Below are 25,699 nucleotides of genomic sequence, written 5' to 3'. Positions count from 1 at the left end.
GCGTCTACTGCTCCATCGCCGCCTTGACCTCTTGCCCGAGGTCGAGCACGGACATGGCGTAGTAGCTGCTCCAGTTGTAGCGCGTGATCACGTAGAAGTTGCGTGTGCCGGCCACGTAGCTCGGCGGCGCGTCGGCGCCGTTCTGCAGCTCGATCAGCGCGAGCAGGCCCTTGTGCCGGATGCCGTCGCCCTCGGGCACCGCGCCGGCGGCCACGAAGCTGTCGGTGCTGAAGGTCGGCAGGATGTCGGGCGCCATCAGCACCGCCTTCTGCAGCCGCGCTTCGTCGAAGTGCACCGGGTAGATGGCCGGCATGCCGGGCTTCCAGCCGAAGCCCTTGAAGTAGTTGGCGACCGAGCCGATCACGTCGGCCGGGTTGTTGACGAGGTCGACGCGCCCGTCGCCGTCGAAGTCGACCGCGTACTTGGCGATGCTGCTGGGCATGAACTGCGGCATGCCCATGGCGCCGGCGTAGCTGCCCAGCGGCGTGAGCGGGTCGTCGGCGGTGCGGCTCTCGGTGCTCAGGAAACTTTCGAGCTCGCCGCGGAAGAAGGCCTGGCGCTCGGCCGCGCGCGGGTGGCCGTCGGGAAAGTCGAAGGACAGCGTGGCCAGCGCGTCGATCACGCGGAAGCTGCCCATGTTGCGTCCATAGATGGTCTCCACGCCGATGATGCCGACGATGATTTCCGGCGGCACGCCGTAGACCTGCTCGGCGCGTGCCAGCGTGTCGGCGTTGGCGCGCCAGAAGCGCACGCCCGCCGCGATGCGCACCGGGTCGATGAAGCGGCTGCGGTAGGTCTGCCAGTTCTTCACGGTGCCGACCGGGCCGGGCAGCATGAGCCGAGGCACGTTGGGCAGGAAGCGCGCGCTGCCGATGGTGGCGCGCACCCAGTCGCGGTCAAGGCCGCGGCGCGCCGCCACCTCGTCGGCGAACTGCATGGCGTCGTCGCGCGTGGCGTACGGCGTGCTGCCGCGCACCGGGTTGACCGTGGCCGCGCGGCCGTTGGAGGACTTCTGTGCCAAAGCCCCCGTGGACCAGGCGCAGCAGGCGGCGAGGAGAGCGGCTGCCGCAGCGGCGCGCGACGGCGTGGGGAGAAAAAATCGCATGGGCCGATTGTGCCGCCCGCCCGCGCGGCGCCTGTTCGGGGACACAAGTGGTTTCAGCCGCGCGGGTCGGCGCTGGGCCAGGCGAGGCGGCGGAACTCGGCGCGCAAGGCGGACAGCGAGCCGGGCGTGGCTGCGGCGTAGCGCTGCGCCTCGAGCTTCAGCAGCCAGTCGCGCACGGCGTGCGCGGCGGGGCCGAAGCGCGCGTCTGCCGCCTGCGCCATCTGCCGCGGCGGGGCCGTCTCCGGCAATGGGAGGCCGGCCTTGGCGAGCCTTGCACGCGCCTGGTCCAGCAGGCGCAGCCAGGGGTCGTGGCGGCTGCGCTCCCACAGCGTCCATGCCGCGCCGGCCAGGCTCGCGCCGATCAGCAGGTAGAGCAGCACATAGGCCAGGTCCTCGAGGCTAGGCGCCTCGAAGCCGATGTTCTTCAGCAGGTTGAGCTGGCGGCTCTGGGTGTAGTTGAGCACCCACTGGTTCCAGCCGTTGTTGACGGCCTCCCAGGCGGCGCGGATGTTCTGCGCGAGCGTGGGGCTCATGGCGCCGATGGCGCCGGCGAACAGGCCGGGCTGCGGCACGAGCCGCTGCTGCTGGCCGATGCGCCCGGGCGAAACCGACGCCGTCGGGTCCACGCGCGTCCAGCCGGTGCCTTCCTGCCACACCTCGGCCCACGCATGGGCGTCGCTCTGGCGCACCACCCAGTACTTGTCGAGGCTGTTGAACTCGCCGCCCTGGTAGCCGGTGACGATGCGCGCCGGCACGCCCAGGTTGCGCATCAGCACCACGAAGGCCGAGGCGATGTGCTCGCAGAAGCCCTCCTTGCGGTCGAACCAGAACTCGTCGGCGGTGTCGTTGCCGTACACGCCGGGCTCCAGCGTGTAGGTGTAGCCGCCGGTGCGCAGGCGGCGCAATGCGGCCTGCACGAAGGCTTGCGCATCGGCGTGGGCCAGCGCGGGGTCGGCCCGCATGTCGGCGGCCAGCGCGGCGGTGCGCGGGTTGGCGCCCGGCGGCAGCGCCAGGTAGGCCTGCAGCTGGCCGCCGGTGCGCTTGAGCGGGCCGCTCGTGAATTGCGGGTAGCTCTCGGCGCGGTAGCGCACCAGGTCGTTGAGGGGGCGGTTCGCCAGCCATTGCAGGTCGGGCGTGCCGCTGACTTCGAAGCCGGGCGCATCGGGTGCCTTCTGGGCGGCGTCGAGCGTCAGCAGCCAGGGCCGGTTGCTGGCTTCGAGCGTGACCTCGTAGCGCACCGGCTCGCCGCTCACGCGCAGGTTGGGAGACCATTGCCCGCCGCGCGCCCACGACGGCAGCGCGGTCCATTCGCGGCCGTCGAACTGCGCGAGCACCGGGCCGCGAAAGTACAGCTGGCTTTGCGCGGGGGGGCGGTCGCCCTCGAACTTGATGCGCGCGGCGATGCTGTCGTCCAGCGCCAGCTCGGCGATGGTGCCCACGCGCATGGTGTTCGACAGGCCGGTGCGCCCCGTCATGGCGTCGCTCGGCGTGCCCCACAGCGGCGCGAATCGCGGGAACAGCAGGAACAGCGCCAGCATGATCGGCGCGCCGGCCAGCGCCATCCATCCGGCGGTGCGCGCGGCCCGCATCAGCGGCGGCCGCCCCACCGGCATGTGCGCATTGACCAGCGCCGTCAGCAGGCCCAGCAGTGCCAGCAGCATGGTGAAGGCGGTCAGCAGCGACTGCGAGTAGAAGAAGTTCGTGAGCATCGCGAAGAAGCCCAGGAAGAAGATCACGAAGGCGTCGCGCCTGGCGCGCAGCTCCAGCGTCTTCAGCGCCAGCAAAATCACCACCAGCGTCACGCCCGCGTCGCGGCCCAGCAGGGTGCGGTGCGTGGCGTAGGTGGCGCCCAGCGTCATCGCCAGCAGCGCGATGCGCCACCATTTGCCGGGCAGCGGCTGCGCCTGCACCGCGAGCATGCCGCGCCAGAACAGGACCATCGCGGTGATGGCGGTGCACCACCAGGGAAGGTTCTCGACCTGCGGCAGCACGATCAGCGCGATGACGGCCAGCAGGAACAGCGTGTCCCTCGCGTCCCGCGGCAAGGCGGCCAGCCGGGTCATGAGCTTGTTCATGCGTGCGCTTTCTTCAGCACAGGGCCAGGGCTTCGAGGCATGCGCGCTTGTGCGCTTCGCCCTGCGACGGTTTCACGACGCGGCCCGCCACGCGCATGCCGTAGTCCACGCCCAGGCGGTCGGCCATCAGCACCCAGGCGCACAGGCGCGAGATGCGGGCTTCGGGGTCGGCAATGCCGGTGTGCTGCGCATCGAGCCAAAGCTCCTCGCGCTGCGTTTGCTGCGTGTCGCGGCTGACGAGGTCTTCCGAGCCGGCGGCCTGCGCGCGGGCCGCCTTCTTCCAGACGACCAGCTTCAATGGATCGCCGCGCCGGTAGGCGCGCACGCCGTCGTACTCCCCGGCGCTGTGGGCGCGCAACGCCGCGGACATCGCGGCCGCGCCCGACAGCGGCTCGCCCGGCGGCAGCGGCGGCGGATGCGCTTCGGGTGTGGGGTACACCAGCATCTTCGCGGCCGGGCGCCACACCGTCCACACGCGAAAGGTGCCGAGCGGAAAGCGGGTCTCCGCCGTCAGCGGCGGCACCGCATGCAGGCCCCGCCGTTCGGGCTGGAAGGCGATCTCCACGGTCGACGTGCCTTCGGCCGGCACGTCGGTCCAGGCCCATTGCCCGCTGCCGCGCACCGCCATGCCGATGCCGTAGCGCACGCTGCGCCGCGTGTTGTGCAGCACCACGCGAAAGACCGCGGCGGCGCCCGCGTAGTGCGCCTCCGGCGCCACCATGTGCATCGCCAGCCCGCGCAGCGTGCCGTGGCACACGTGCATGCCCACGGCCACGCTGCCGGCCAGCAGGAAGGTCAGCAGGTAGCCCAGGTTGAGCTGGTAGTTGATGGATGCGACCAGCAGCACCAGCAATGTGGCCGCGAGCGTCCAGCCGGCCCGCGTGGGCACGATGTAGACGTTGCGCTGCGTCAGCTCCAGCGTGTCCGACGGCGGGCGGCGCGACAGGAACCAGCCGTCGATGCGCGAGCGGAGGTTCACGGCAAGGGCACGGCCGCGATCATGGCGCGCACCTGCTCGACCGCGCCGCGGCCCGCGTCGCCCACGGGCGTGAGGCGGTGGGCAATCGTCTGCGGCAGCACGGCCTGCACGTCGTCGGGCGCGACGTAGCTGCGGTTGGCCAGCAGCGCCTGCGCCTTGGCCGCGCGCAGCACCGCGATGCCGGCGCGCGGCGACAGTCCCTGCAGGAACCAGCGGCCCGAGCGGGTGGCGGCGATCAGGTCCTGCACGTAGTTGAGCAGCGCATCCGCCGCATGCACCTGCTGCACGCGCTGCTGCAGGGCGGTGAGTTCCTCGGCGGTCAGCAGGGCGGGCAGGGTGGCCAGCATTTCGCGGCGGTCGGCGCCCGCGAGCAGCAGGCGCTCGGCGGCGCGGTCGGGGTAGCCGAGCGAGATGCGCATCAGGAAGCGGTCGAGCTGCGACTCGGGCAGCGCGAAGGTGCCGAGCTGGTCCTGCGGGTTCTGCGTGGCGATCACGAAGAAGGGCGTGGGCAGCGGACGGGTTTCGCCTTCGACGGTCACCTGTTTTTCTTCCATCGCCTCGAGCAGCGCGCTTTGCGTCTTGGGGCTGGCGCGGTTGATTTCGTCGGCCAGCAGCACCTGCGCGAAGATCGGGCCGGGATGGAACACGAAGGACTGTTGCGCCCGGTCGTAGATGGCCACGCCCGACAGGTCGCCCGGCATCAGGTCGGCCGTGAACTGCACGCGCGAAAAATGCAGCCCGAAGGTGTGCGAAAGCGCGTGCGCCAGCGTGGTCTTGCCCACGCCCGGCACGTCCTCGATCAGCAGGTGGCCGCCCGCCAGCAGGCAGGCCACGCAGTCGCGCACCTGGGCCTCCTTGCCCACGATCACCGTGTTAAGCTGATTTAGCAATGTGGCTAGCTTTGCGGCGACGTCCATATTTGTATCCATATGCAAACGATACCGTAAGACGTGCCGGCCCCATGCCGCGTGAGGTCTGGACGTGGCGGCAGAGACACAGGGGCACGTGGCGATAGACACATGGGCAAGACCGGCTACTTCACACACCGCGATTTCTGGAAGCACGACATGGGCGAGGGGCATCCCGAGTGCCCCGGCCGGCTGGACGCCATCGAAGACCGCCTGCTGCTCACCGGCGTGGGCGATGCGCTCGAGCACTGCGAGGTGCCGCTGGTCACCCTGCAGCAGATCACCCGGGCGCACAGCGCGGCGCATGTGGAGAACCTCGAGGCCCTGCACCAGCGCCTGGTGGCCGACGAGCCCGCCGGCGGCCCCGACCACGCGCAGGTCGACCCCGACACCGTGCTCACCCGTTTCACCCTGCTGGCCGCGCGCCGCGCCGCCGGCGCCGCCATTGCCGCGACCGACGCCGTGATGGCCGGCGAGCTCGAGAACGCCTTCTGCTCCGTGCGCCCGCCCGGCCACCATGCGTGCCGCGAGCAGGCCATGGGCTTTTGCTTCTTCAACAACGTGGCCATTGCGGCGCGGCATGCGCTGGACGTGCACGGCCTGGAGCGCGTGGCCGTCGTCGACTTCGACGTGCACCATGGCAACGGCACAGAGAACATCCTGTCGAACGACCCGCGCGTGCTGATGGTCGGGTTCTTCCAGCACCCGTTCTATCCGTTCAGCGGCACCGAGCACCCTGCGTCGAACATGCTGAACATGCCCATTCCGGCCTACACCCGGGGCATGGACGTGCGCGAGATGATCGAGGCCGCCTGGATGCCGCGGCTCGAGGAATTCAAGCCGCAGATGGTCTTCATCAGCGCCGGCTTCGACGCACACCGCGAAGACGACCTGGGCCAGCTCGGGCTCAACGAGAACGACTTCGCCTGGATCACCGGCCGCGTGCACGACGTGGCCAGGCGCCATGCCAAGGGCCGCATCGTCTCGATGCTCGAAGGCGGCTACAACCTCGACGCCCTGGCGCGCAGCGTGGAAGCCCACATCCGCGTGCTGGCGGACCTTTAGCGCGACCGGCGCACGCGGGTGCGCTCCGATTTTTTCTTCATAGATGAATTTCAACGACTTCACCCAACGCCTGAGCCAGGTCGATGCGCGCGGCCTGGGCATCGAACTCGCTGCGCTGGTGGCCTGCGTGGCGCTGGCCTGGGCCCTGTGCAAATGGTTCGGGCGCGACCAGCCCAAGGACTCCATCTGGTTCGGCGAGCGCACCTTCGACGGCGTGCTGTTTCCGCTGCTGGCGCTGGTGCTCACCGAGGTCGCCCGGCGCGTGGTGATCGATTTCCAGACCGTGCTGGTGCTGCGCATCGCGGTGTCGGTGTTCCTGTCGCTGGCGGTCATCCGGCTGTTCGCGCGGGTGCTGCGCGCGGTGTTCCCTGCGTCCAACCTCGTGCGGCTGCTGGAGCGCACCATCTCCTGGCTGGCGTGGATTGCGGCGGTGCTGTGGATCGTGGGCCTGCTGCCGCCGGTGCTGGCCGAGCTCGACGACATCACGCTGGCCTTCGGCAAGACGCGCGTGAGCCTGCAGACCATCTTCCAGGGTGTGCTGTCGGCCGGGCTGGTGCTGGTGATCGCGCTGTGGATTGCCAGCACCATCGAGAAGCGCATCCTGCGCGAGGCCGTCACCGACCTGTCGATGCGCAAGGTGGCGTCGAATGCGGTGCGTGCCTTTCTGCTGCTGGTGGGGCTGCTGTTCGCGCTGTCGGCGGTGGGCGTGGACCTGACGGCGCTGTCGGTGCTGGGCGGCGCGCTCGGCGTGGGCCTGGGGTTCGGGCTGCAGAAGCTGGCCGCCAACTACGTGAGCGGCTTCGTGATCCTGCTGGAGCGCTCGATCCGCATCGGCGACAACGTGAAGGTCGACACCTTCGAGGGCCGCATCACCGACATCAAGACCCGCTACACCCTCATTCGCGCGGGCAACGGTCGCGAGGCCATCGTGCCGAACGAGTCGCTCATCACCAGCCGGGTGGAAAATCTGTCCCTGGCCGACCGCAAGTTCAACATCACGACGACCATCGTGGTCGGCTACGACAGCGACGTGTCGCAGGTGCAGGCCATCCTGTGCGAGGCCGCCAAGGCCCAGTCGCGCGTGATGACCGACCCGGAACCCGTGGCCTTCCTGATGAACTTCGCGCCCGACGGGCTGGAGTTCACGCTGAACTTCTGGGTGGCCGACCCCGACAAGGGCAAGGACAACCTGCGCTCGGCGATCAACATCGCCATCCTCGACGGGCTGCGCGCCGCGGGCATCGACATTCCCTATCCGCAGCGCGTGGTGCGTGTGGAATCGCTGCCCGCCGCCCCGGAGTCCGCGGCGTTGAATTCCGCCGACCGCTGATCGGGCGCCAGCTGGCGGCGGGCGTCAGTCCGGTCGCCTAGAGGCCTGCGCATCGGCCGCCGCACGCCCGTGCCAGCCGAGCCGCCGCGCGAGCGACTTCGAGCGCGGCACGTCGCGCAGCAGCGGCGGGATCGACAGCGCCAGCAGCAGCGCGGCAAAGGGCACGACGCAGACGAAGCCCACGTACTTGAACCCCAGCGCGCCCACCGCGCCGCCCAGCACGAACATGCACACCAGCCCGCCCGACCTGCGCAGCCGGGCGCGGTCATGGCGAACCGGCACCGGGGCCGGGGCGGTGCCCGCGCGCCGATTCCAGTAGAGCATCTTGCCCAGCTCGATCCCCACGTCGGTGATGTTGCCCGTCATGTGGGTCGTGCGGATGCTGCCTCCCGAAGTCTTCGACGCCACCGCGTTCTGCAGGCCCATGATGAAGGACAGCAGCAGCACGGTGAGCGGCACCGCGAAGGGCGTCGGCCACGTCAGCGTGATGGCGCCCATCAGCCCGAACGGGAACATGAGCGCGGCTTCCAGCAGCAGCGGCAGTGCGTACACGCCGTGCAGGCGATGCTGCCGGCTCCAGTTGACGAGCATCGCGCAGACGGCGGCCCCGCTCATGAACGCGAGGATGGCGCCCAGCGCATTCAGCAGCAGGGTGGCGTTGCCCAGCACCATGCCGTCGGCCAGCTGCGAGGCGAAGCCCGTCATGTGCGAGGTGTACATGTGCAGCACCAGGAAGCCGCCCGCATTGATGGCGCCGGCATTGAAGGCCAGCAGCAGGCCGAGCGCCAGGTTCGTCGACGGCGCGCGGTGGCGGTTGGTAAGAAAGCGAAGTCTGCGCATGGGCACCTCGAAGGCCGAAGCCGGCCGGCCTTCGGATTGTCAGCGCTGCGTCCAGCGCCAGTGCTCGATCTCCGGCATGTCCTTGCCGTGGCGCACGATGTAGGCCCGGTGCTCGAGCAGACGGTCGCGCAGGTGCTGTTGCACATGGCCGGCGGTGTCGCGGATGCGCGGCACGCGGTCTATGGCGTCGGCGGCCAGGTGGAAGCGGTCGAGCCGGTTGAGCACCGTCATGTCGAAGGGCGTGGTGGTGGTGCCTTCTTCCAGGTAGCCGTGCACGTGGAAGTTGCCGTGGTTGCGCCGCTTGTAGGTCAGCCGGTGGATCAGCGCGGGGTAGCCGTGGAAGGCGAAGATCACCGGCGCGTCGGTGCTGAAGATGGAGTCGAACACCGCGTCCTCCAGCCCGTGCGGATGGCCCGAGGGCGACTCCAGCGCCATCAGGTCGACCACGTTCACCACGCGCACCTTCAGGTCGGGCAGCAAGGTGCGCAGCAGGTCGACGGCGGCCATTGTCTCCAGCGTGGGCACGTCGCCCGCGCAGGCCATCACCACGTCGGGCGCCACGCCGTTGTCGTTGCTGGCCCAGTCCCAGATGCCCAGGCCCACCGTGCAGTGGCGCTCGGCCGCGGCCATGTCCAGCCACTGCGCCTCGGGCTGCTTGCCCGCCACGATCACGTTGACATAGTCGCGGCTGCGCAGGCAGTGGTCGGTGACGGACAGCAGCGTGTTGGCGTCGGGCGGCAGGTACACGCGCACCACCTCGGCCTTCTTGTTCACGACCTGGTCGATGAAGCCCGGGTCCTGGTGGCTGAAGCCGTTGTGGTCCTGGCGCCAGACGTGGCTGGTCAGCAGGTAGTTCAGCGACGCGATGGGGCGGCGCCATGGAATGTGGCGCGTCACCTTCAGCCACTTCGCATGCTGGTTGAACATCGAGTCGACGATGTGGATGAAGGCCTCGTAGCACGAGAAAAAGCCATGGCGCCCCGTCAGCAGGTAGCCCTCGAGCCAGCCCTGGCACAGGTGCTCGCTGAGCACCTCCATCACGCGGCCGTCGGGCGCGACGTGGTCGTCGCCCGGCAGGATCTCGGCGGTGGAGGTGCGGTTGCTCACATCGAACACCGCACCCAGGCGGTTGGACGCGGTCTCGTCGGGACCCATGAGGCGGAAGTTGCTGTCCGCCGCGTTGAGCCGCATCACGTCGCGCAGGAACTCGCCCATGACGCGCGTGGCCTCGGCGTCCACCGCGCCGGGCTTCGCCACCGCCACGGCGTAGTCGCGGAAGTCGGGCAGCTTGAGGTTCTTCAGCAGCAGGCCGCCGTTGGCATGTGGGTTCGCGCCCATGCGGCGCGTGCCCTTCGGCGCCAGCGCAGCGATGTCGGCGCGCAGTGCGCCGTCGGCATCGAACAGCTCCTCGGGCCGGTAGCTCTGCATCCATTGCTGCAGCAGGGCGATGTGCCCGGGCTTGTCGGCAAAGCCGGTCAGCGGCACCTGGTGCGCGCGCTGCGTGCCCTCGATGGGCACCCCGTCCACCGTTTTCGGACCGGTCCAGCCCTTGGGCGAGCGCAGCACGATCATGGGCCAGCGGTGTCGGCGGCTGAAGCCGTCCGATCGCGCCTCCACCTGGATGGCGCGGATGGCGTCGAGCGACGCGTCCAGCGCGGCCGCCATCTGCCCGTGCATCGGCATGGGGTCATGGCCCGACACGAAGCGCGGCTCGTAGCCGTAGCCGCGCAACAGCTGCGTGAGCTGTTCGTCGCCGATGCGCGCGAGCACCGTGGGTCCGGCGATCTTGTAGCCATTCAGGTGAAGGATCGGCAGCACCGCGCCGTCGCATGCGGGGTTGAGGAACTTGTTCGAATGCCAGCTGGCCGCGAGCGCGCCGGTCTCGGCCTCGCCGTCGCCGATGACGCAGCAGGCCAGCAGGTCGGGGTTGTCGAACACCGCGCCGTGCGCGTGCAGCAGCGAATAGCCTAGCTCGCCGCCTTCGTGGATCGACCCCGGCGTCTCGGGCGACACGTGGCTCGGGATGCCGCCGGGGAACGAGAACTGCGTGAAGAGGCGCTTGAGGCCTTCCGCGTCGCGCGAGATGTGCGGATACACCTCGCTGTAGGTGCCTTCGAGGTACGTGCTGGCCACCACACCCGGCCCGCCGTGGCCCGGACCGGCGATGAAGATCGCATCGAGGTCGCGAGCATTGATGGCCCGGTTCATGTGCGCATAGATGAAGTTCAGGCCCGGCGTGGTGCCCCAGTGGCCCAGCAGGCGCGGCTTGATGTGTTCCAGCGCCAGCGGCTCGCGCAGCAGCGGGTTGCCCATCAGGTAGATCTGGCCCACCGAGAGGTAGTTGGCGGCGCGCCACCAGGCATCGAGCAGGGTGAAGTCTTCCAGGGGCGGGTGAACGGCGGGGTTGGGCATGCGTAGGGCTCCGGTCAGGGCGTGCGGGCGCCTGCGATGGCAGGCGTTGTCTTGAGCGCGACTGTGCGCGCACGGTGTGTGCTGGTCTGTTCGACGTCGCACAGACGAGGCACCAGGGGCAAGACCTGTCGCATCTTGTCGGCGTGAGTGGCTTCGCCATGCACTTCGTCTTGGTGGGGCAGCGCACGGACGCTCGCGGCGATTGGGCGCACCGTTGCAGGTCAACAGCTCTTCTTCTGCAATCCAGCGGTGCCGTCGTCGCATCGCGTTCCCGAGGGTATTCACATGTCGCTATTCCACGCCGTTGTCTGGGCCGACCATCACAGCGCCCAGATCCTGCAGTTCGACGCCACCCAGGTGCTGGAAAAGCAGGTGAAGTCGCATGTCCACTACACCCGTCAGCATGGCAGCCAGGTGCGCAGCGAGCATGAGTTCTTCGGTGACGTCTGCGACGCGCTGGCAGGCGTCACGCAGGTGCTCATCGCGGGTTCGCACACGGTGCAAACCGACTTTCGCCACTACGTCGAGAGGCACCGCCCCGACGTGGGCAACCAAATCGTCGGCTGGCAGACGCTGGACCATCCGACCACCAATGAACTGGTTGCCCTGGCGCGGCGCTATTTCTCCACCCACGAGGGAATGGCAGCGCCCATGAAAGCAAATTGAATATCCAGGCCTTCGAAGTTTCCACTTCAAGGCGCCTTGAAGGCGCTGTTCACTTCAGCAATTCGGCGGTCACCACCTTGGTGGCCTTGAAGTCCTCGTGGTACTCGTCGAGCACGCGGCGCGTGAACCTGCCGACCGCCGCATATTCGGCGTCGGTGAGGTTGGCCAGTGAGACGCGTGCGGACATGTCGATCACCTCGAAGCCCTTGCCCGGCAGCAGCACCACACCGGTTTCTTCGGCGAGTCGAAAGAGAAAGTCGATGCCGAGCTCGCGCTTGACGAACCAGCCCTCGAAGTCGAGCCCGTAGAGCTTGCAGCCGAGCTCCTGCAGGTCGATGAGGGTGTAGTAGTTGACGTCGTTGGCCGTGCGGTCGACCGGAACGCCCATGCTCCGGTAGAGCGTTTGATGCCGCTGGCGAATGAGCAGCTTGGCGGCCTCCTTGTAGTGGCCCTGGCGGTCCATCAGGCCGTTCAGTGCGAACAGCGCCATCTGCAGTTGCTGCGGCACCGACAGGCCGGCGGTGTGGTTCAGTGCCACAGCGCGGCTGTCGGCCACCAGCCGGTCGATGAAAAGCAGCTTGCGCGGTTCGGTGGTCAGCGTCGCGTAGCGCGTGTCGAGCAGCAGCTTCGACGCTTCCGGCAGCGCGGCCAGCGCGGCGTCCAGCACGTTGTCGTGGTGCAGCGCGATGGCACCCAGGCGCCAGCCCGTGGCGCCGAAGAACTTGGAGAACGAATACACGCACAAGGTGTTGCGCGGGCACTTGGCAAACAGCGAGACGAAGTCGTCGGCGAAGGTGCCGTAGACGTCGTCCGTCACGATCAGCAGGTCGCTGCGTTGCGTGGAGACCAGCGTTGCGATCTTGTCGAGCATCCGGTCGGAGAGCTTGGAAGAGGGTGGGTTGCTCGGGTTCACGAGAAAGAAGATCTTGATGGCCGGGTCCAGCAGCTTGCCGATCTCTTCGTCGGGAAACTGCCAGTCGGCGTGGCCGTCCATTCGCACGTCGACGACTTCGAGGCCGTATTCGGCCAGCAGCGGTATCTCGAGGTAGGGGGAGAAGATCGGCGTGCCGATGGCGATCTTGTCGCCCGGCTTCATCAGCTTGTTGGCCAGCAGGCTCTGGAAGATGTAGGCCATGGCGGCGGTGCCGCCCTCGGTGGGAAACACCGAGAAGCTGCCGTCCGATTTCATCGGGCCGAACATCTCCTGCGCCAGGTAGGCCTTGACGATCGTCTCGGTGTGCGCCAGCGCGCGCGGCGGTGTCGGGTAGTTGCAGCCCAGGAAGGCCGAGGTCATCTCGAACAGGAAGGCATCGCGGTCCAGGCCCAGCCGGTCCTTCACGTACGAGATGGCCGAGCGCAGGAACTTGATGCCGTCGCTGTCGTTGCGGCTCGAGGCATAGGCCTCGAAGCGCTGCACGATGCCCTGCAGCTCCGGCAGGCCGCCGAAGCCGCTGTCCAGGTAGGAGTAACTGCGCTCTGCTTCGAGCATCGAGAACTCTCCCAGGCTCAGGAAGGCCCAGCGCGGCAAGGTCGCAAGGAAGTTGGGATTGCCGCGCCCGGCATTGAGCATCAGGCGCTGGGCGTCCGACGATGCCCGCTGGATGAGCTGGTCTTTCAGTTCGAAGGGGCTCAGGTCGTCGAATTGGCTGAAGTCTTTTTCGGGGGTCATGGTGTACCAGGGTGAGGTCAGGGAGCCGCGTTCCTGGTGACCAGACCGACGATGATCGGGCCCCAGAGCGTCAGGAAAACATTCGCAACGGCATACGTCACGGTGAAGGAAACGACCGGCGTGGCATTGCCGGCCTTGGCGAGCAGCGCCGCGAATGCCGGGTTGGCGCTGCGGCCGCCCGCGACGCAGGCCAGCGCTTCGATCGGGTTGCGAATGCGCAGCACGTAGTACGAGAAGTAGAAGGTGACGATCTGTGGGATCAGCGTCACGCCGAACCCGAGGAACAGCAGGGTCAGCCCGTATTTCTGGATGGCGACCAGTGCCTGCGGCCCGGCGGTGATGCCCACAATGCCCACGAACACGGCCAGGCCGAAGTCGCGAAGAAAATTCGAGGCGCCCAGCGGCAGGGCCGCAAACCTCGGGTGAACGCTGCGCAGCCAGCCGAACATCAGCCCCGACAGCAGGCAGCCGCCGCCGCTGCCGATGGAGATCGGCACGCCCCACAGCTTGAACTCGATCAAGCCGATCAGGATGCCCACCGCCATGCCGATGCCGAAGAAGATGAAGTCCGTCACGGCCGCGGCGCCGATGCGGTAGCCGATCTTCGGCTCGACCCGGTCGAGGTCTTGCGGGCGGCCGATGAAATGCAGTTCGTCGCCGCTCTTGAGCAACAGCTTGTCGAGCAGGGGCAATGCATGCCCCATGCGCTTGACCTGCGTCAGGAACACGCCGTGGCGGGTCTCGATGCGGGTGTGGTCGTGGATGTCGCCCACTTCCCGGCCGCTGAGGGCCCGGCTCGTCAGGATGATGTCGCGCTCCTCCTCGACGATCGAATAGCCGTCGGGTGCCGGCGCCTCGTGCCCGAACAAGGCGAGCGCGGGCCCCATCACCGCCACCTTGCCGCTCACCGCGACGATGTCGCCCGCCAGGATCGCCGTGGCATCGGTGATCTCCAGCGTCTTGCCGTCGCGCACGACGGCCTCCACAGCGGCGTCGGACAGCGTGGTGTTCAGCTGGAGCGTGGTCCGCCCGACGGCGGTGCCCTGTGGCGTGGCCAGGTAGAAGCGCGTGACGATGCTTCGAACCGCATCGAACTGGCCGGGGTCAAGCTCGGCGCGGCCGCCCGACAGGGTCTTGGCGAGCTTGACCGCTTCCTGCCGGATGTCCCACTTCATCACGGCCGGGAAGAACCAGGTGACCAGGATGATGGGCCCGAGCGAGCCGAAGATGTAGCAGACCGCGTAGCCGACGGCCACGTTGGTCTGCATGGTCTTGACCAGCTCCGGGGACAGGCCGAGCTTGGCGATGGCGTCTCCCGCCGTGCCGATGATGGCCGACTGGGTCAGACCGCCCGCGGCGAGGCCGGCGGCCATGCCGCGGTCCAGGCCGAACATCCATGCGGCCGCCAGCACGCACAACAAGCCGGTGAGGCACATGATGAAAGCCGACGCCAGCTGGTTGAGCGAACGGCGGTTCAGTGCATGGAAGAACTGCGGACCGCCCTGGAAGCCGACGGCGTAGATGAACAGCGCGAAGAAGATCGCCTTGATGCCGTCGTCCAGGTGAATCCCGAACTGCCCGATGAGCACGCCGACCAGCAGCGTGCCCGCCACCCCGCCGAGCACGAACTTGCCGATCTTGATCTTTCCGACCAGATAGCCGAGCGCGATGGTGACGAAGAGTGCGACCAGCGGGGAACTGGTGAAGAGATGGCCGATCACCGCAGCATCGCCTTTGCGGCGTTGAACAGCGGGTCGGGCGTTCCGCGGGCGTCGAGACTGCCACCGCCGTGGCGGGCTTCCGCCAGCACCTCGATCAGAGGGGTGGCCTCGAGATATTTTTCCTCTGGGCCTGTGATGCGACAGGCGTCGCGTTTTTCTTCTTCAAATGTCATGGGGGATGCCTTGTGCAGATCGGCCCCGACCATGCGCCCCGATGAGCGGTGCGTCCGTACGCTGGCGCACCGAAGATGTTCCGCCGGATGGGGTCCAGCCGACGGGATCAGCCGAAGTTGCTGTGGGGTGCGGGTGCCTTCTTGCCCGACCTCCGGGTCGCCATTGGTCGGCAAGCCGCATGGTTGTGGAATTTCACGCGCCGGACGGCTGACCCAGAAGCTCGGCATAGGCACGACGGTCAGCGTCGTAGCAGGTGCATGCGGCCTCTTCGAGCCCGCTGCGGTTCAGCACATGGACCTCTCCGCGGTGGTATTCGATCAGCCCCTCGCGTTGCAATGCGCTCGCCGCATTGGTGACGCCCACCCTTCGAACCCCGAGCATGTACGCAAGGAACTCCTGCGTCACATGGAAGGTCTCGGCCCGCGCCCGGTCCCCACTCATCAGCAGCCACCGGGCCAACCGGGCATTGACCAGGTGGAAGCGCTGGCATGCGGCCGAGTGGGCCAGTTGAAGCATCAGCACATAGATGTAGCGCTTGAGCAGGCGTTGAAGTGCGGGGCTCCGTTCCATCTCATGGGCAAAGGCGTCTGTACCGACGCGCAATGCGACGCCGGGCCCTTGAACCAGTGCGTGCAGCGGCGCGGTGGGAACATCCAGCGCGAGTTGCGCGCCCAGCATGCCTTCGCGGCCGATCATGCCCACTTCCACACCCGTACTTCCCTCGACCTTCGCCACCAGCGAGATGAATCCTTCGGTCGGAAAGTACACATGGCGGGTGAGGGCGCCAGGTTCGCAAAGAACCTCCGCCAGGTCCAGCTGTACCGGCTCACAGGCCGCGACAAGGCGTTCGCGATCCCTGGCCGGAAGCAACTGGATGAGGTGATTTTCGTTCGATGGCATATGTGGGGCTCCGCAGGCTGCAAGGCCTTGAGTTGCAGCCTGCACGTGTCGGTGTCATTCGACTGTCTGTCAGCGCACATAGATGGAAGAGAGGCGGGAGCTCCAGATACGGCTTCGCCCGAGGCGGTCGATGGCGGGCTGAAATGGCGCACGCGGATCCATCGGCATCAAAAAGATCAAACGGGGTCGACGCGGCGATAGCTGTCCGCCCGGCAAGGCCGAGCCTGTGCGCAGGCGCCTGGTTCGCGCTGGATGGCAGCGAGAGGGTGTTTACGGTCGGCAAGGTGTGCCAATATCGTTACCAGTCGGCATTGCCCCACGCCCCCGACGCTGCTTTATAATCGAAGAAAAGCACGATCGTTCTTTTTATCGGCATCGCTGTTGTCGAGAAGAGCGCGAAGGCTGCAAAGGTCGCGTCCTAGAATGACCGGTTGCCCTCAAAAGCCCCCTTTTTGCAATCCAATGGAGTCAAGTCAATGAAGGTTCTTGTACCTGTCAAACGGGTCGTCGACTACAACGTCAAAGTGCGCGTGAAGAGCGACGGCACCGGGGTGGACATTGCCAACGTGAAGATGAGCATGAACCCGTTCGACGAGATCGCGGTCGAAGAGGCGGTGCGCCTGAAGGAAAAGGGCATCGTGACCGAAGTCATCGCCGTGTCCTGCGGCGACGCGAAGTGCCAGGAAACCCTGCGCACCGCGATGGCCATCGGCGCGGACCGCGGCATCCTGGTCGAGACCACCGAAGAGCTGCAGCCGCTGGCCGTGGCCAAGCTGCTCAAGGCGCTGGTCGACAAGGAACAGCCCTCGCTGATCATCCTGGGCAAGCAGGCCATCGACGACGATGCCAACCAGACCGGCCAGATGCTGGCCGCGCTGGCCGACCTGCCGCAAGCCACCTTCGCCTCGAAGGTCGACCTGGCCGCCGACAAGGTCACCGTGTCGCGCGAAGTCGACGGCGGCATGGAAACGCTGACCCTCACGCTGCCGGCCGTCATCACGACCGACCTGCGCCTGAACGAGCCGCGCTACGTGACGCTGCCGAACATCATGAAGGCCAAGAAGAAGCAGCTCGATACCTTCAAGCCCGAAGACCTGGGCGTGGACGTGAAGCCCCGCCTGAAGACCCTGAAGGTCTCGGAGCCGCCCAAGCGCGGCGCCGGCATCAAGGTGCCCGACGTTGCAGCGCTGGTGGACAAACTGAAGAACGAAGCGAAGGTGATCTGAACATGACCGCACTTGTTATTGCCGAACACGACCACGCCAGCATCAAGCCGGCGACTCTCAACACCGTGACTGCTGCCATCGCTTGCGGCGGTGAAGTGCATGTGCTGGTGGCTGGCGCGAACGCTGCTGAAGCTGCCAAGGCAGCCGCCCAGATCGCAGGCGTGACCAAGGTCATCGCCGCCGACAGCCCCAGCCTCGCCGAGAACCTCGCAGAGAACGTTGCAGCGCAAGTTCTGGCGATTGCCAGCAACTACAGCCACATCCTGTTCCCCTCGACCGCCAACGGCAAGAACGTGGCGCCGCGCGTCGCTGCCAAGCTGGACGTGGCGCAGATCAGCGACATCACCAAGGTCGACAGCCCCGACACCTTCGAGCGTCCGATCTACGCCGGCAACGCCATTGCCACCGTGCAGAGCAGCGATGCCACCAAGGTGATCACCGTGCGCACGACCGGCTTCGACGCAGCTGCTGCTACCGGTGGCAGCGCAACCGTCGAAACGGCCGAAGGCGTTGCAGACAGCGGCAAGAGCAGCTTCGTCGGCCGTGAAGTCACGAAGAGCGAACGCCCCGAACTGACTGCCGCCAAGATCATCGTCTCCGGTGGCCGTGCCCTGGGCAGCGCCGAGAAGTTCACCGAAGTGATGGCGCCTCTCGCCGACAAGCTCAACGCAGGCCTGGGCGCCAGCCGCGCAGCCGTCGACGCAGGCTACGCCCCGAACGACTGGCAAGTGGGCCAGACCGGCAAGATCGTCGCGCCGCAGCTGTACATCGCAGCGGGCATCTCGGGCGCCATCCAGCACTTGGCCGGCATGAAGGACTCCAAGGTCATCGTCGCGATCAACAAGGACGAAGAAGCGCCGATCTTCAGCGTGGCCGACTACGGCCTCGTCGCCGACCTGTTCGTGGCCGTGCCCGAGCTGGTCAAGGCGCTCTGACCGCGTCGCTGCAATGAGCCAGAGGGCATCGTTCGCGATGCCCTTTTCGTATCCGCTGTATCTGGAGACAAGACATGAGCTACACCGCCCCCATCAAGGACATGCTGTTCGACATCGAGCACCTGGCCAACATCGGCGAGATCGCCAAGCTGCCGGGATTCGAAGACGCCGGCCTCGAAACCGCACAGGCCGTGCTCGAGGAATGCGCGCGCTTCAACCAGGACGTGGTCGCGCCGCTGAACGTGGCGGGCGACCGCAATCCCTCGTCGTTCAAGGATGGCGTGGTCACCACCACGCCGGGCTTCAAGGAAGCCTTCGCGCAGTACGTCTCCGGCGGCTGGCAGGGCCTGCAGCATCCGGCGGAGTTCGGCGGCCAGGGCCTTCCCAAGACCATCGGCGCGGCCTGCGGCGAGATGCTCAACTCGGCCAACATGAGCTTCGCGCTGTGCCCGCTGCTGAGCGACGGCGCCATCGAGGCGCTGCTCACGGCCGGTTCCGACGAACTCAAGGCGGTGTACCTTGAGAAGCTGGTGAGCGGCCAGTGGACCGGCACGATGAACCTCACCGAGCCGCAGGCCGGCAGCGACCTCGCCATGGTGCGCAGCCGTGCCGAGCCGCAGCCCGACGGCACCTACAAGGTGTTCGGCACCAAGATCTTCATCACCTACGGTGAGCACGACATGGCCGAGAACATCGTGCACCTGGTGCTCGCCCGCGTGAGCGGCGCGCCCGAGGGTGTGAAGGGCATCAGCCTGTTCGTGGTTCCCAAGTTCATGGTCGGCAAAGACGGCGCGCTGGGCGAGCGCAACGACGTGCACTGCGTGAGCATCGAGCACAAGATGGGCATCAAGGCCTCGCCGACCGCCGTGCTGCAGTACGGCGACCACGGTGGTGCCGTGGGTTACCTCGTGGGCCAGGAAAACCGCGGCCTCGAGTACATGTTCATCATGATGAACTCGGCCCGCTACGCCGTGGGAATGCAGGGCATCGCGATTGCCGAGCGGGCCTACCAGCATGCCGTGGCCTATGCGAAAGACCGCGTGCAGAGCCGCCCGGTCGACGGCTCCATCAACGCCAGCGCGCCCATCATCCATCACCCCGATGTCAAGCGCATGCTGATGACGATGCGCGCCTACACCGAAGGCTGCCGCGCGATGGCCAGCGTGGCCGCCGCCGCCTACGACGCCGCGCACCACAGCGCCGACGCCGATGCGCGCAAGCAGAACCAGGCCTTCTACGAATTCATGGTGCCGCTGGTCAAGGGCTTCAGCACCGAGATTAGCCTGGAAGTGGCCTCGCTCGGGGTGCAGGTGCACGGCGGCATGGGCTTCATCGAGGAAACCGGCGCGGCGCAGTACTACCGCGACGCGAAGATCCTGACGATCTACGAAGGCACCACCGCCATCCAGGCCAACGACCTCGTGGGCCGCAAGACCGCGCGCGACGGCGGCCAGACCGCGAAGGCCATCGCCGCGCAGATCGAGAAGACCGAGGCCGAGCTGGCCAAGAACGACCACCCGGCGGCCGCTGCGGTGCTCAAGCGCCTGACTGCCGCGCGCCTGGCCTTCATCGACGTGGTCGATTTCGTCGCCGGCCAGACCAAGGCCTCGCCCAACGCGGTGTTCTCGGGCAGCGTGCCCTACCTGATGCTCGCGGGCAACCTGGTGGCCGGCTGGCAGCTCGCGCGCTCGCTGATCATTGCGCAGGACCTCGCCTCGCGCAGCTTCGACACCGACTTCATGCTGGCCAAGATCGCCACCGCGCGCTTCTACGCCGAGCACATCCTGAACAAGGTGCCGGGCATTCGCGACAGCATCGTCGACGGCGCCGAGAGCGTCACGGCGCTGGCGCTCGACGCGTTCTGACACAGCCGCCGCTGTCGCCCATCTGACGGGCGCCAGCGGCCTCCTGCTCTTATAAAACCCGACCTACATCCGGAGACAACATGTCCAAGCTCCCTCCTGTCCTCGCGAACCTGCCGCTGCCCATCATTGGCTCGCCGCTGTTCATCATCAGCAACCCCAAGCTCGTGATCGCGCAATGCAAGGCCGGCGTGGTCGGCTCGATGCCCGCGCTCAACGCACGCCCCGCGGCGCAGCTCGAAGAGTGGCTGATCGAGATCACCGAAGAACTCGCGGCCTACAACAAGGCCAACCCGGACAAGCCCGCCGCGCCCTTCGCCATCAACCAGATCGTGCACAAGAGCAACGACCGCCTGGAGCACGACATGGAAATGGTCGTGAAGTACAAGGTGCCGATCGTCATCACCTCGCTGGGCGCGCGCACCGACGTGAACGACGCCGTGCACAGCTACGGCGGCGTGACGCTGCACGACATCATCAACAACAAGTTCGCGCAGAAGGCCATCGAGAAGGGCGCCGACGGCATCATCGCCGTGGCGGCCGGTGCCGGCGGCCATGCGGGCGTGAAGAGCCCGTTCGCGCTGGTGCAGGAAATCCGCCAGTGGTTCGACGGCCCCATCGCGCTGTCGGGTTCCATTGCCACCGGCGGCGCGGTGCTCGCGGCGCAGGCCATGGGTGCGGACTTCGCCTACATCGGCACCGCGTTCATCGCGACCGAGGAAGCGCGTGCGAGCGACGACTACAAGCAGGCCATCGTCGACGGCAACTCGGACGACATCGTCTACTCCAACCTGTTCACCGGTGTGCACGGCAACTACCTGGCGCCCAGCATCGTGGCCGCCGGCATGGACCCCGCGAACCTGCCCGAAGGCGACCTCAAGACCATGAACTTCGCCAGCGGCGAAGGCAGCAAGGCCAAGGCCTGGAAAGACATCTGGGGCTCGGGCCAGGGCATCGGCGCCGTCACCGAAGTGGCCAGCGCCGCGGCCTTCATCGAGAAGCTCAAGCGCGAATACCAGGAAGCAAGGCAACGGTTGGCGCTTTGAGCGCCGTTGCGAGCGGCGCGGCGGCTGCCGTCGCGCCGTCGTCTTCGCTGGGGCGCATGCCGCTGCTCGACGCGGCCAAGGGCATCGCCTGCGCGGTGATCGTCGGACACCATCTTTCGCGCTACGGCCCCATGCCGGCCGGCGCGTACGCGCTCGCGCCCGACCTCTTTGCCTGGCTGGCAGACCAGGGCCGGCTGGCGGTGCAGGTGTTTCTCGTGATCGCCGGCTTCCTCGCGGCGGCCAGCCTCGCGCCCGACGGCATGCTGCGCGGCGAGCGGCCGGTGGCGCGCATCCTGCAGCGCTACGGTCGGCTCGTCATGCCCTACCTGGCCGCGCTCACGGTGTGCGTGCTGGTGGCCGCGGTGGTGCGGCCATGGCTCGACGAAGACATCGTGCCCGCGTCGCCGACCTTCGGGCAGCTGGTGGCGCACGGCCTGCTGCTGCAGGACCTGCTGGGCTACGAGTCGCTGTCGACGGGCGTCTGGTACGTGGCCATCGACTTCCAGCTGTTCGCGCTGGCGCTGGCGCTGGTCGGCCTGCCGACCTTGCTGCAACGCTCGAGCGGCGCCGCGCCGCCGGGCCTGCGGGCGCGCTGGTTGCCGGTGGCGCTGGTGGTCGGCCTGGCGGTGGCCTCGCTGGCGCTCTTCAACCGCAATGCGGGACTGGACGACACCGCGTTCTATTTCTTCGGCACCTACGGCCTCGGCATGCTGGTGTTCTGGATCGGGCGCGCCACGCGCTTCAGCACCTGGCAGAGCGCCATCGCGCTGCTGGGGCTGGTGGGTGCGGGCGCGCTGGCCATCGACTGGCGCAGCCGCATCGCCACCGCGCTGGTCACGGCGCTGCTGCTGGCGGTTGCGCAGCGCCGGCACTGGCTTTCGCCGCCGCACTGGCCTGCGCTGGCCGTGCCGCTGCAGCGTCTGGGGCGCATGTCGTATTCGCTGTTCCTCATTCACTTTCCGGTGCTACTCGCCATGAACGCGGCGGTTGCCAACGCGGGGCCGCACGGTGCGTGGTTCGACGCGGCGGGGCTGGTGGCGACCTTCGGGTTGTCTGTGGTGGCCGCGGCGCTGCTGTACCGCTGGGTGGAAGTGCGGCCAGCGTCGTGGCGTGCGGTGTTCATGCTGTTTGCCGCGCTGCTCGTCAGCGGTCTCGCCGTCTCGCTCTGAACGGCCCGGCGCCCGCTGCGGCGCCGTGACTTGATTTTTCTCAACGGGGCGCTTCAGGGCCCCGCAACGCGCAGTCCCCTGGCTCTTAAAGTGGTTCCGTCTCTTCGGTATGATCGTGGAGATTTCAGTAATTACTGAAAATACACGAAACCAAGGAATGACCAAGCACTCGCCCTCCCGTTCGCCGTTGCGGGCTTTCGCGTCGCCCGACGTGGGCGGCGTGGTGCAAGGCGCGGCCGCACTGTTCTGGCTGCCGCAGGCCGCGTTCCTCGCGACGGCGGTTCAGGGGCTGGCGTCTGGCGAAGGCTTTTCAGCCGTGCTGTGGCCGGCCGGCGCGATATTGCTGCTCGGCTTGCTGCGTGCGGGCTGCGAGGCTTGGGGCTCGCGCCGAACCTTCGGCCGCGTCAGGGCGCAGCTCACCGCGCTGCGCGCGCAGACGGCGGCGGCGCTGGCGGGCGCGTCGCCGCTCGACCGCGACCGTGCGCCCTCGGGCCTGGCGGCCAGCGTGCTCGCCGAGCAGGCCGAGGCGCTGGTGCCGTACCTCGTGCGCTACCAGCCGGCGCGCTGGCGCGCGACCGTGGTGCCGCTGTTCATCCTGTGCGGGGTAGCCGCCTTCTCGTGGGTGGCCGCGCTGGTGCTGCTGTTCGCGGCGCCGCTCATTCCGCTTTTCATGGCCATCGTCGGCTGGCGCGCCAAGGCCGCGAGCGAGGCGCAGATGGTGGAGATGGGCGGCATGAACGCGTTCCTGCTCGACCGGCTCCGGGGCTTGGCCACCCTGCGCGCGCTCGGCGCGGTGGACGCCACGGCGCTGCGCCTGGGCGACGCCGCGCAGTCGCTGCGCCGCCGGACCATGGCGGTGCTGCGCATCGCGTTCCTGTCGTCCGCGGTGCTGGAGCTTTTCTCGGCGCTCGGCGTCGCGATGGTGGCGGTGTATGTGGGCTTTCACCTGCTGGGCACACTCGGCTTCGGCGCGTGGGGGCGGCAACTGAGCCTGGGCGAAGGGCTGTTCGTGCTGCTGCTGGCGCCGGCCTTCTTCGAGCCGCTGCGTGAGCTGTCGGCTGTCTGGCACGACCGGGCGGCGGGCGAGGCGGCGTTGCAATCGCTCGAACAGCTGCAGCATGAGCGGCTGCCCTTGCCTGGCGCCGGCACCGCCGCCGCGCTGACCCGCATCGCCGCAGGCCCGAAGACGGCGCCACCGGCGCTCGTCATTCGCGACCTGCACTTTGCCTGGCCGGGCGAGCCGCAAGAGGTGGTCGACGGGTTCGAACTGCGCATTGCCGCCGGCGAGCATGTCGCGCTGATGGGCCCCAGCGGCTCCGGCAAGACGGCCTTGCTGTCGCTGATCGCGGGCCTGGTCCCGGCACGGCGCGGCGAAATTTCGATCGGCGGCGTGGCGCTCGGCGACCGCACCGTGGCCGCCTTGCGCCAGCGCATGGCGTGGTTGGGGCAGGCGCCGCACGTCTTCGCCGGCTCGGTCGCGGCCAACGTGGCGTTGGGGCGCGTGGGCGTCGACACCCCGCAGGTGGCCGCCGCGATGCGCTTCGCCGCGCTCGAAGATGTGGTGCAGGCGCACCCCGGCGTCGCGCTGGGCGAAGGCGGCCAGGGCCTCTCGGGCGGCGAAGCCGTGCGCCTCGCGCTGGCACGCATCGCCGTGCACCGCCACGCCGACCTGCTGCTGGTGGACGAGCCCACGGCCCACCTCGACACCGAGACCGCCGGCCGCGTGGCCGACGCGTTGGTGGCCTTGGCGCGCGGCAAGACCCTGATCGTCGCCACGCACGACCCGGTGCTTGCCGCGCGCATGCACCGCACGGTGAGCCTGGTCGCTGAAACGATGGAGCAGGCCGCATGAAGACCGCCCGAGCCGCTTCCGACTGGCGCGACCTGCGCCGCGTGCTGCGCCCCTTCCTCGCCGCGCAGCCGCGCCCCTTGCTGCTGGGGTGCCTGCTCGCGGCCCTCACGGTGCTCGCCGGCATGGCGTTGCTCGGCCTCTCGGGCTGGTTCATCGCCGCGACCGCGCTGGCCGGGCTGCACGCCGCCACGGCCTTCACCTTCGATGTGTTCATGCCGTCCGCCGGCATTCGCCTCCTGGCGCTGGGCCGCACCGCGTCGCGTTACGGGGAACGCCTGGTGACGCACGACGCGAGCTTCGCGGTGCTTGCCGCGCTGCGCGTGCGCCTGTTCCGCGGCTGGGCGAAGGCCGGCGCGGCGCGCGAACTGCTGATGCGGCCGGCCCGCCTGCTGTTTCGCCTGACCTCGGACATCGACGCACTCGAGTCGCTCTACCTGCGCCTGTTCGTGCCGGCCGCTGCGGCACTGGGCGCGGCGTTGCTCGCCGGCGCGATGCTGGGGTTCATGCACCTCGGCGTGGGCCTCGCGCTCGGGGGCTGGCTGGTGGCCGTCGGCTGGGGCATCGCCTTTGTCGTGGCACGAAGCGCGCGCCGCCCGGCCCTGCGGCGTGCGCATGCCATCGAGGCGTTGCGCGCACGCGCCGTCGACCTCGTGGCGGGCCAGACCGACCTGGTGATGGCAGGCCGCATCGACGCCCAGCGCGACGCGTTGATGAACGCCGACATGCACCTCGCCAAGGCCGACCTGGCGTTGAACAAGCTGGAAGCCGCGGCCGGCTTCGCGTACGGCAGCGCGGGCACCCTGACGCTGGTCGGCGTGCTGCTCGCGGTGGGCGCGCTGGCTGGCGAAGGCGTCATCGGCGCACCCGCTGCCGCGCTTGCGCTGCTCGTTGCACTCACGGCCACCGAACCCTTTGCGGCCTTGCGCCGTGGCGCGCTCGATGCGGGCCGCACCTGGCTGGCGGTTCGCCGCCTTGCGCCGCGCATGACCGAAGAGAACGACTCGAAGGACGACGCAGAGGACGACCCGCATGACGACGAGGCCGTGCGCCAGGACGAAGGCGCTTTCGCGCTGCGCGTGCAGGGCGTGAGCTTCGCGCACGCCGGCAGCCGCAGCCCGGTGCTCCGCGACGTGTCGCTGAGCCTGGCCCCCGGCGAGCGCGTGGCCCTGATCGGTGCGAGCGGCGCCGGCAAGTCGACGCTGCTCGCCGTCGTTGCCGGTGAAATCACGCCGCACGCCGGCCATGCGCGCGCGGAACTCGCCTGCCTGCTGACCCAGCGCACCGAACTCTTCCAGGACAGCCTGCGCGACAACCTGCGCCTTGCCGACCCCGAAGCCACCGACGAGCAGCTCTACGCCGCACTGCGCGCCGCCGGCCTCGACGCCGACGTGCGCGCCATGAAGGCGGGCCTGGCCACGCGCCTGGGCGAAGGCGGCCTCGGCCTGTCTGGCGGCCAGTCGCGCCGCCTCGCACTGGCCCGCCTGTTGTTGCGCCCGGTGCCGCTGTGGCTGCTCGACGAACCCACCGAAGCGCTCGACGCCGCCACCGCGCACGACGTGCTGCAGCGCCTGGCGCAGCACGCCGGCGCGCGCACCTTGCTCATCGCCACGCACCTGCGCCGCGAGGCCGCGTTGGCCGACCGCCTCGTGTGCATGGCACAGGGCCGCATCGTGGCCGACCTGCGGCGCGGCAGCGAGGCCTTCGACGCCGCGTTGCGCAACCTGCGCCCCGACTGATTTCAGAGAACAAGAAAACAGGAAATACA

At 68.3% G+C, this 25,699-nt stretch carries 20 protein-coding genes; 10 read left to right on the top strand and 10 right to left on the bottom strand.

Annotation, left to right across the window (positions count from 1 at the left end; genetic code table 11):
* Window positions 1-4 precede the first annotated feature (4 nt).
* Genes mltB through AC0IYU_RS15020 form a run of 4 tightly spaced genes read right to left on the bottom strand, consistent with a single transcriptional unit; the run spans window position 5 to window position 5,076 of the window.
* Entirely contained in the window at window positions 5-1,105 is a 1,101-nt protein-coding gene (gene mltB, locus AC0IYU_RS15035) for a lytic murein transglycosylase B (RefSeq protein ID WP_472118178.1), read from the bottom strand.
* A 53-nt stretch (window positions 1,106-1,158) separates the two neighbouring features.
* On the bottom strand, window positions 1,159-3,180 hold the full coding sequence (locus tag AC0IYU_RS15030) for a transglutaminase TgpA family protein (RefSeq protein ID WP_472118175.1): 2,022 nt from the start codon (window positions 3,178-3,180) through the stop codon (window positions 1,159-1,161).
* 13 nt (window positions 3,181-3,193) lie between these two features.
* Complete coding sequence (locus AC0IYU_RS15025; RefSeq protein ID WP_472118172.1) at window positions 3,194-4,159, bottom strand: DUF58 domain-containing protein; 966 nt, start codon at window positions 4,157-4,159, stop codon at window positions 3,194-3,196.
* A complete protein-coding gene (locus tag AC0IYU_RS15020; protein ID WP_472118169.1) occupies window positions 4,156-5,076 on the bottom strand; it encodes an AAA family ATPase in 921 nt (306 codons plus the stop codon). Before AC0IYU_RS15020 ends, AC0IYU_RS15025 begins: the two co-directional genes overlap by 4 nt.
* A gap of 102 nt (window positions 5,077-5,178) precedes the next feature.
* Here AC0IYU_RS15020 and AC0IYU_RS15015 point away from each other — a divergent pair, with 102 nt between their 5' ends.
* Entirely contained in the window at window positions 5,179-6,132 is a 954-nt protein-coding gene (locus tag AC0IYU_RS15015; RefSeq protein WP_472118165.1) for a histone deacetylase family protein, read from the top strand.
* A 43-nt stretch (window positions 6,133-6,175) separates the two neighbouring features.
* The gene (locus AC0IYU_RS15010) at window positions 6,176-7,462 is read left to right on the top strand and encodes a mechanosensitive ion channel family protein (RefSeq protein ID WP_472118162.1); all 1,287 of its coding nucleotides are present in this window, start codon (window positions 6,176-6,178) and stop codon (window positions 7,460-7,462) included.
* Between the two features lie 24 nt (window positions 7,463-7,486).
* Here the strand turns inward: AC0IYU_RS15010 and AC0IYU_RS15005 are convergent, their stop codons facing one another.
* Window positions 7,487-8,302, bottom strand: a complete 816-nt coding sequence (locus AC0IYU_RS15005; protein WP_472118159.1) for a YoaK family protein — start codon at window positions 8,300-8,302, stop codon at window positions 7,487-7,489.
* 39 nt (window positions 8,303-8,341) lie between these two features.
* Entirely contained in the window at window positions 8,342-10,714 is a 2,373-nt protein-coding gene (locus AC0IYU_RS15000; RefSeq protein WP_472118156.1) for a phosphoketolase family protein, read from the bottom strand.
* A gap of 285 nt (window positions 10,715-10,999) precedes the next feature.
* Between AC0IYU_RS15000 and AC0IYU_RS14995 the strand changes: the two genes are divergently transcribed.
* A complete protein-coding gene (locus AC0IYU_RS14995; RefSeq protein ID WP_472118153.1) occupies window positions 11,000-11,380 on the top strand; it encodes a hypothetical protein in 381 nt (126 codons plus the stop codon).
* A 49-nt stretch (window positions 11,381-11,429) separates the two neighbouring features.
* Here the strand turns inward: AC0IYU_RS14995 and AC0IYU_RS14990 are convergent, their stop codons facing one another.
* The 4 genes from AC0IYU_RS14990 to AC0IYU_RS14975 form a co-directional block, all read right to left on the bottom strand.
* Window positions 11,430-13,049: a bifunctional aspartate transaminase/aspartate 4-decarboxylase gene (locus tag AC0IYU_RS14990; RefSeq protein ID WP_472118150.1), complete on the bottom strand. Its 1,620-nt coding sequence runs from the start codon at window positions 13,047-13,049 to the stop codon at window positions 11,430-11,432.
* A 17-nt stretch (window positions 13,050-13,066) separates the two neighbouring features.
* Complete coding sequence (gene aspT / locus AC0IYU_RS14985) at window positions 13,067-14,770, bottom strand: aspartate-alanine antiporter (protein ID WP_472118147.1); 1,704 nt, start codon at window positions 14,768-14,770, stop codon at window positions 13,067-13,069.
* On the bottom strand, window positions 14,767-14,943 hold the full coding sequence (locus AC0IYU_RS14980; RefSeq protein ID WP_472118144.1) for a hypothetical protein: 177 nt from the start codon (window positions 14,941-14,943) through the stop codon (window positions 14,767-14,769). The genes aspT and AC0IYU_RS14980 overlap by 4 nt, the downstream gene beginning before the upstream one ends.
* A 193-nt stretch (window positions 14,944-15,136) precedes the next feature.
* Window positions 15,137-15,844 (bottom strand): Crp/Fnr family transcriptional regulator, encoded by a 708-nt coding sequence (locus AC0IYU_RS14975; protein ID WP_472118141.1) that lies wholly within the window; start codon window positions 15,842-15,844, stop codon window positions 15,137-15,139.
* Between the two features lie 476 nt (window positions 15,845-16,320).
* Between AC0IYU_RS14975 and AC0IYU_RS14970 the strand changes: the two genes are divergently transcribed.
* The 7 genes from AC0IYU_RS14970 to cydC all read left to right on the top strand — a co-directional run bounded on the left by AC0IYU_RS14970 (window position 16,321) and on the right by cydC (window position 25,670).
* Window positions 16,321-17,070 carry an electron transfer flavoprotein subunit beta/FixA family protein gene (locus AC0IYU_RS14970; protein ID WP_472118137.1) on the top strand — a complete coding sequence of 250 codons (750 nt, stop codon included), beginning with the start codon at window positions 16,321-16,323 and terminating at the stop codon, window positions 17,068-17,070.
* Between the two features lie 2 nt (window positions 17,071-17,072).
* Window positions 17,073-18,005 carry an electron transfer flavoprotein subunit alpha/FixB family protein gene (locus AC0IYU_RS14965; RefSeq protein ID WP_472118134.1) on the top strand — a complete coding sequence of 311 codons (933 nt, stop codon included), beginning with the start codon at window positions 17,073-17,075 and terminating at the stop codon, window positions 18,003-18,005.
* Between the two features lie 74 nt (window positions 18,006-18,079).
* Window positions 18,080-19,870 (top strand): acyl-CoA dehydrogenase, encoded by a 1,791-nt coding sequence (locus AC0IYU_RS14960; protein WP_472118131.1) that lies wholly within the window; start codon window positions 18,080-18,082, stop codon window positions 19,868-19,870.
* An 80-nt stretch (window positions 19,871-19,950) separates the two neighbouring features.
* Window positions 19,951-20,913, top strand: coding sequence for an NAD(P)H-dependent flavin oxidoreductase (locus AC0IYU_RS14955; RefSeq protein ID WP_435440084.1), 963 nt, complete (start codon window positions 19,951-19,953; stop codon window positions 20,911-20,913).
* Between the two features lie 56 nt (window positions 20,914-20,969).
* Window positions 20,970-22,082, top strand: coding sequence for an acyltransferase family protein (locus tag AC0IYU_RS14950; RefSeq protein ID WP_472118563.1), 1,113 nt, complete (start codon window positions 20,970-20,972; stop codon window positions 22,080-22,082).
* A 157-nt stretch (window positions 22,083-22,239) separates the two neighbouring features.
* A complete protein-coding gene (gene cydD, locus AC0IYU_RS14945; RefSeq protein WP_472118128.1) occupies window positions 22,240-23,934 on the top strand; it encodes a thiol reductant ABC exporter subunit CydD in 1,695 nt (564 codons plus the stop codon).
* A complete protein-coding gene (gene cydC / locus AC0IYU_RS14940; RefSeq protein WP_472118125.1) occupies window positions 23,931-25,670 on the top strand; it encodes a thiol reductant ABC exporter subunit CydC in 1,740 nt (579 codons plus the stop codon). Before cydD ends, cydC begins: the two co-directional genes overlap by 4 nt.
* Window positions 25,671-25,699: the final 29 nt, after the last annotated feature.

It is taken from the genome of Variovorax sp. AC103 (genome assembly GCF_979254005.1).
The sequence above is the reverse complement of the archived record's forward strand: the minus strand, read 5'-3'. Positions and strand labels throughout refer to the sequence as shown.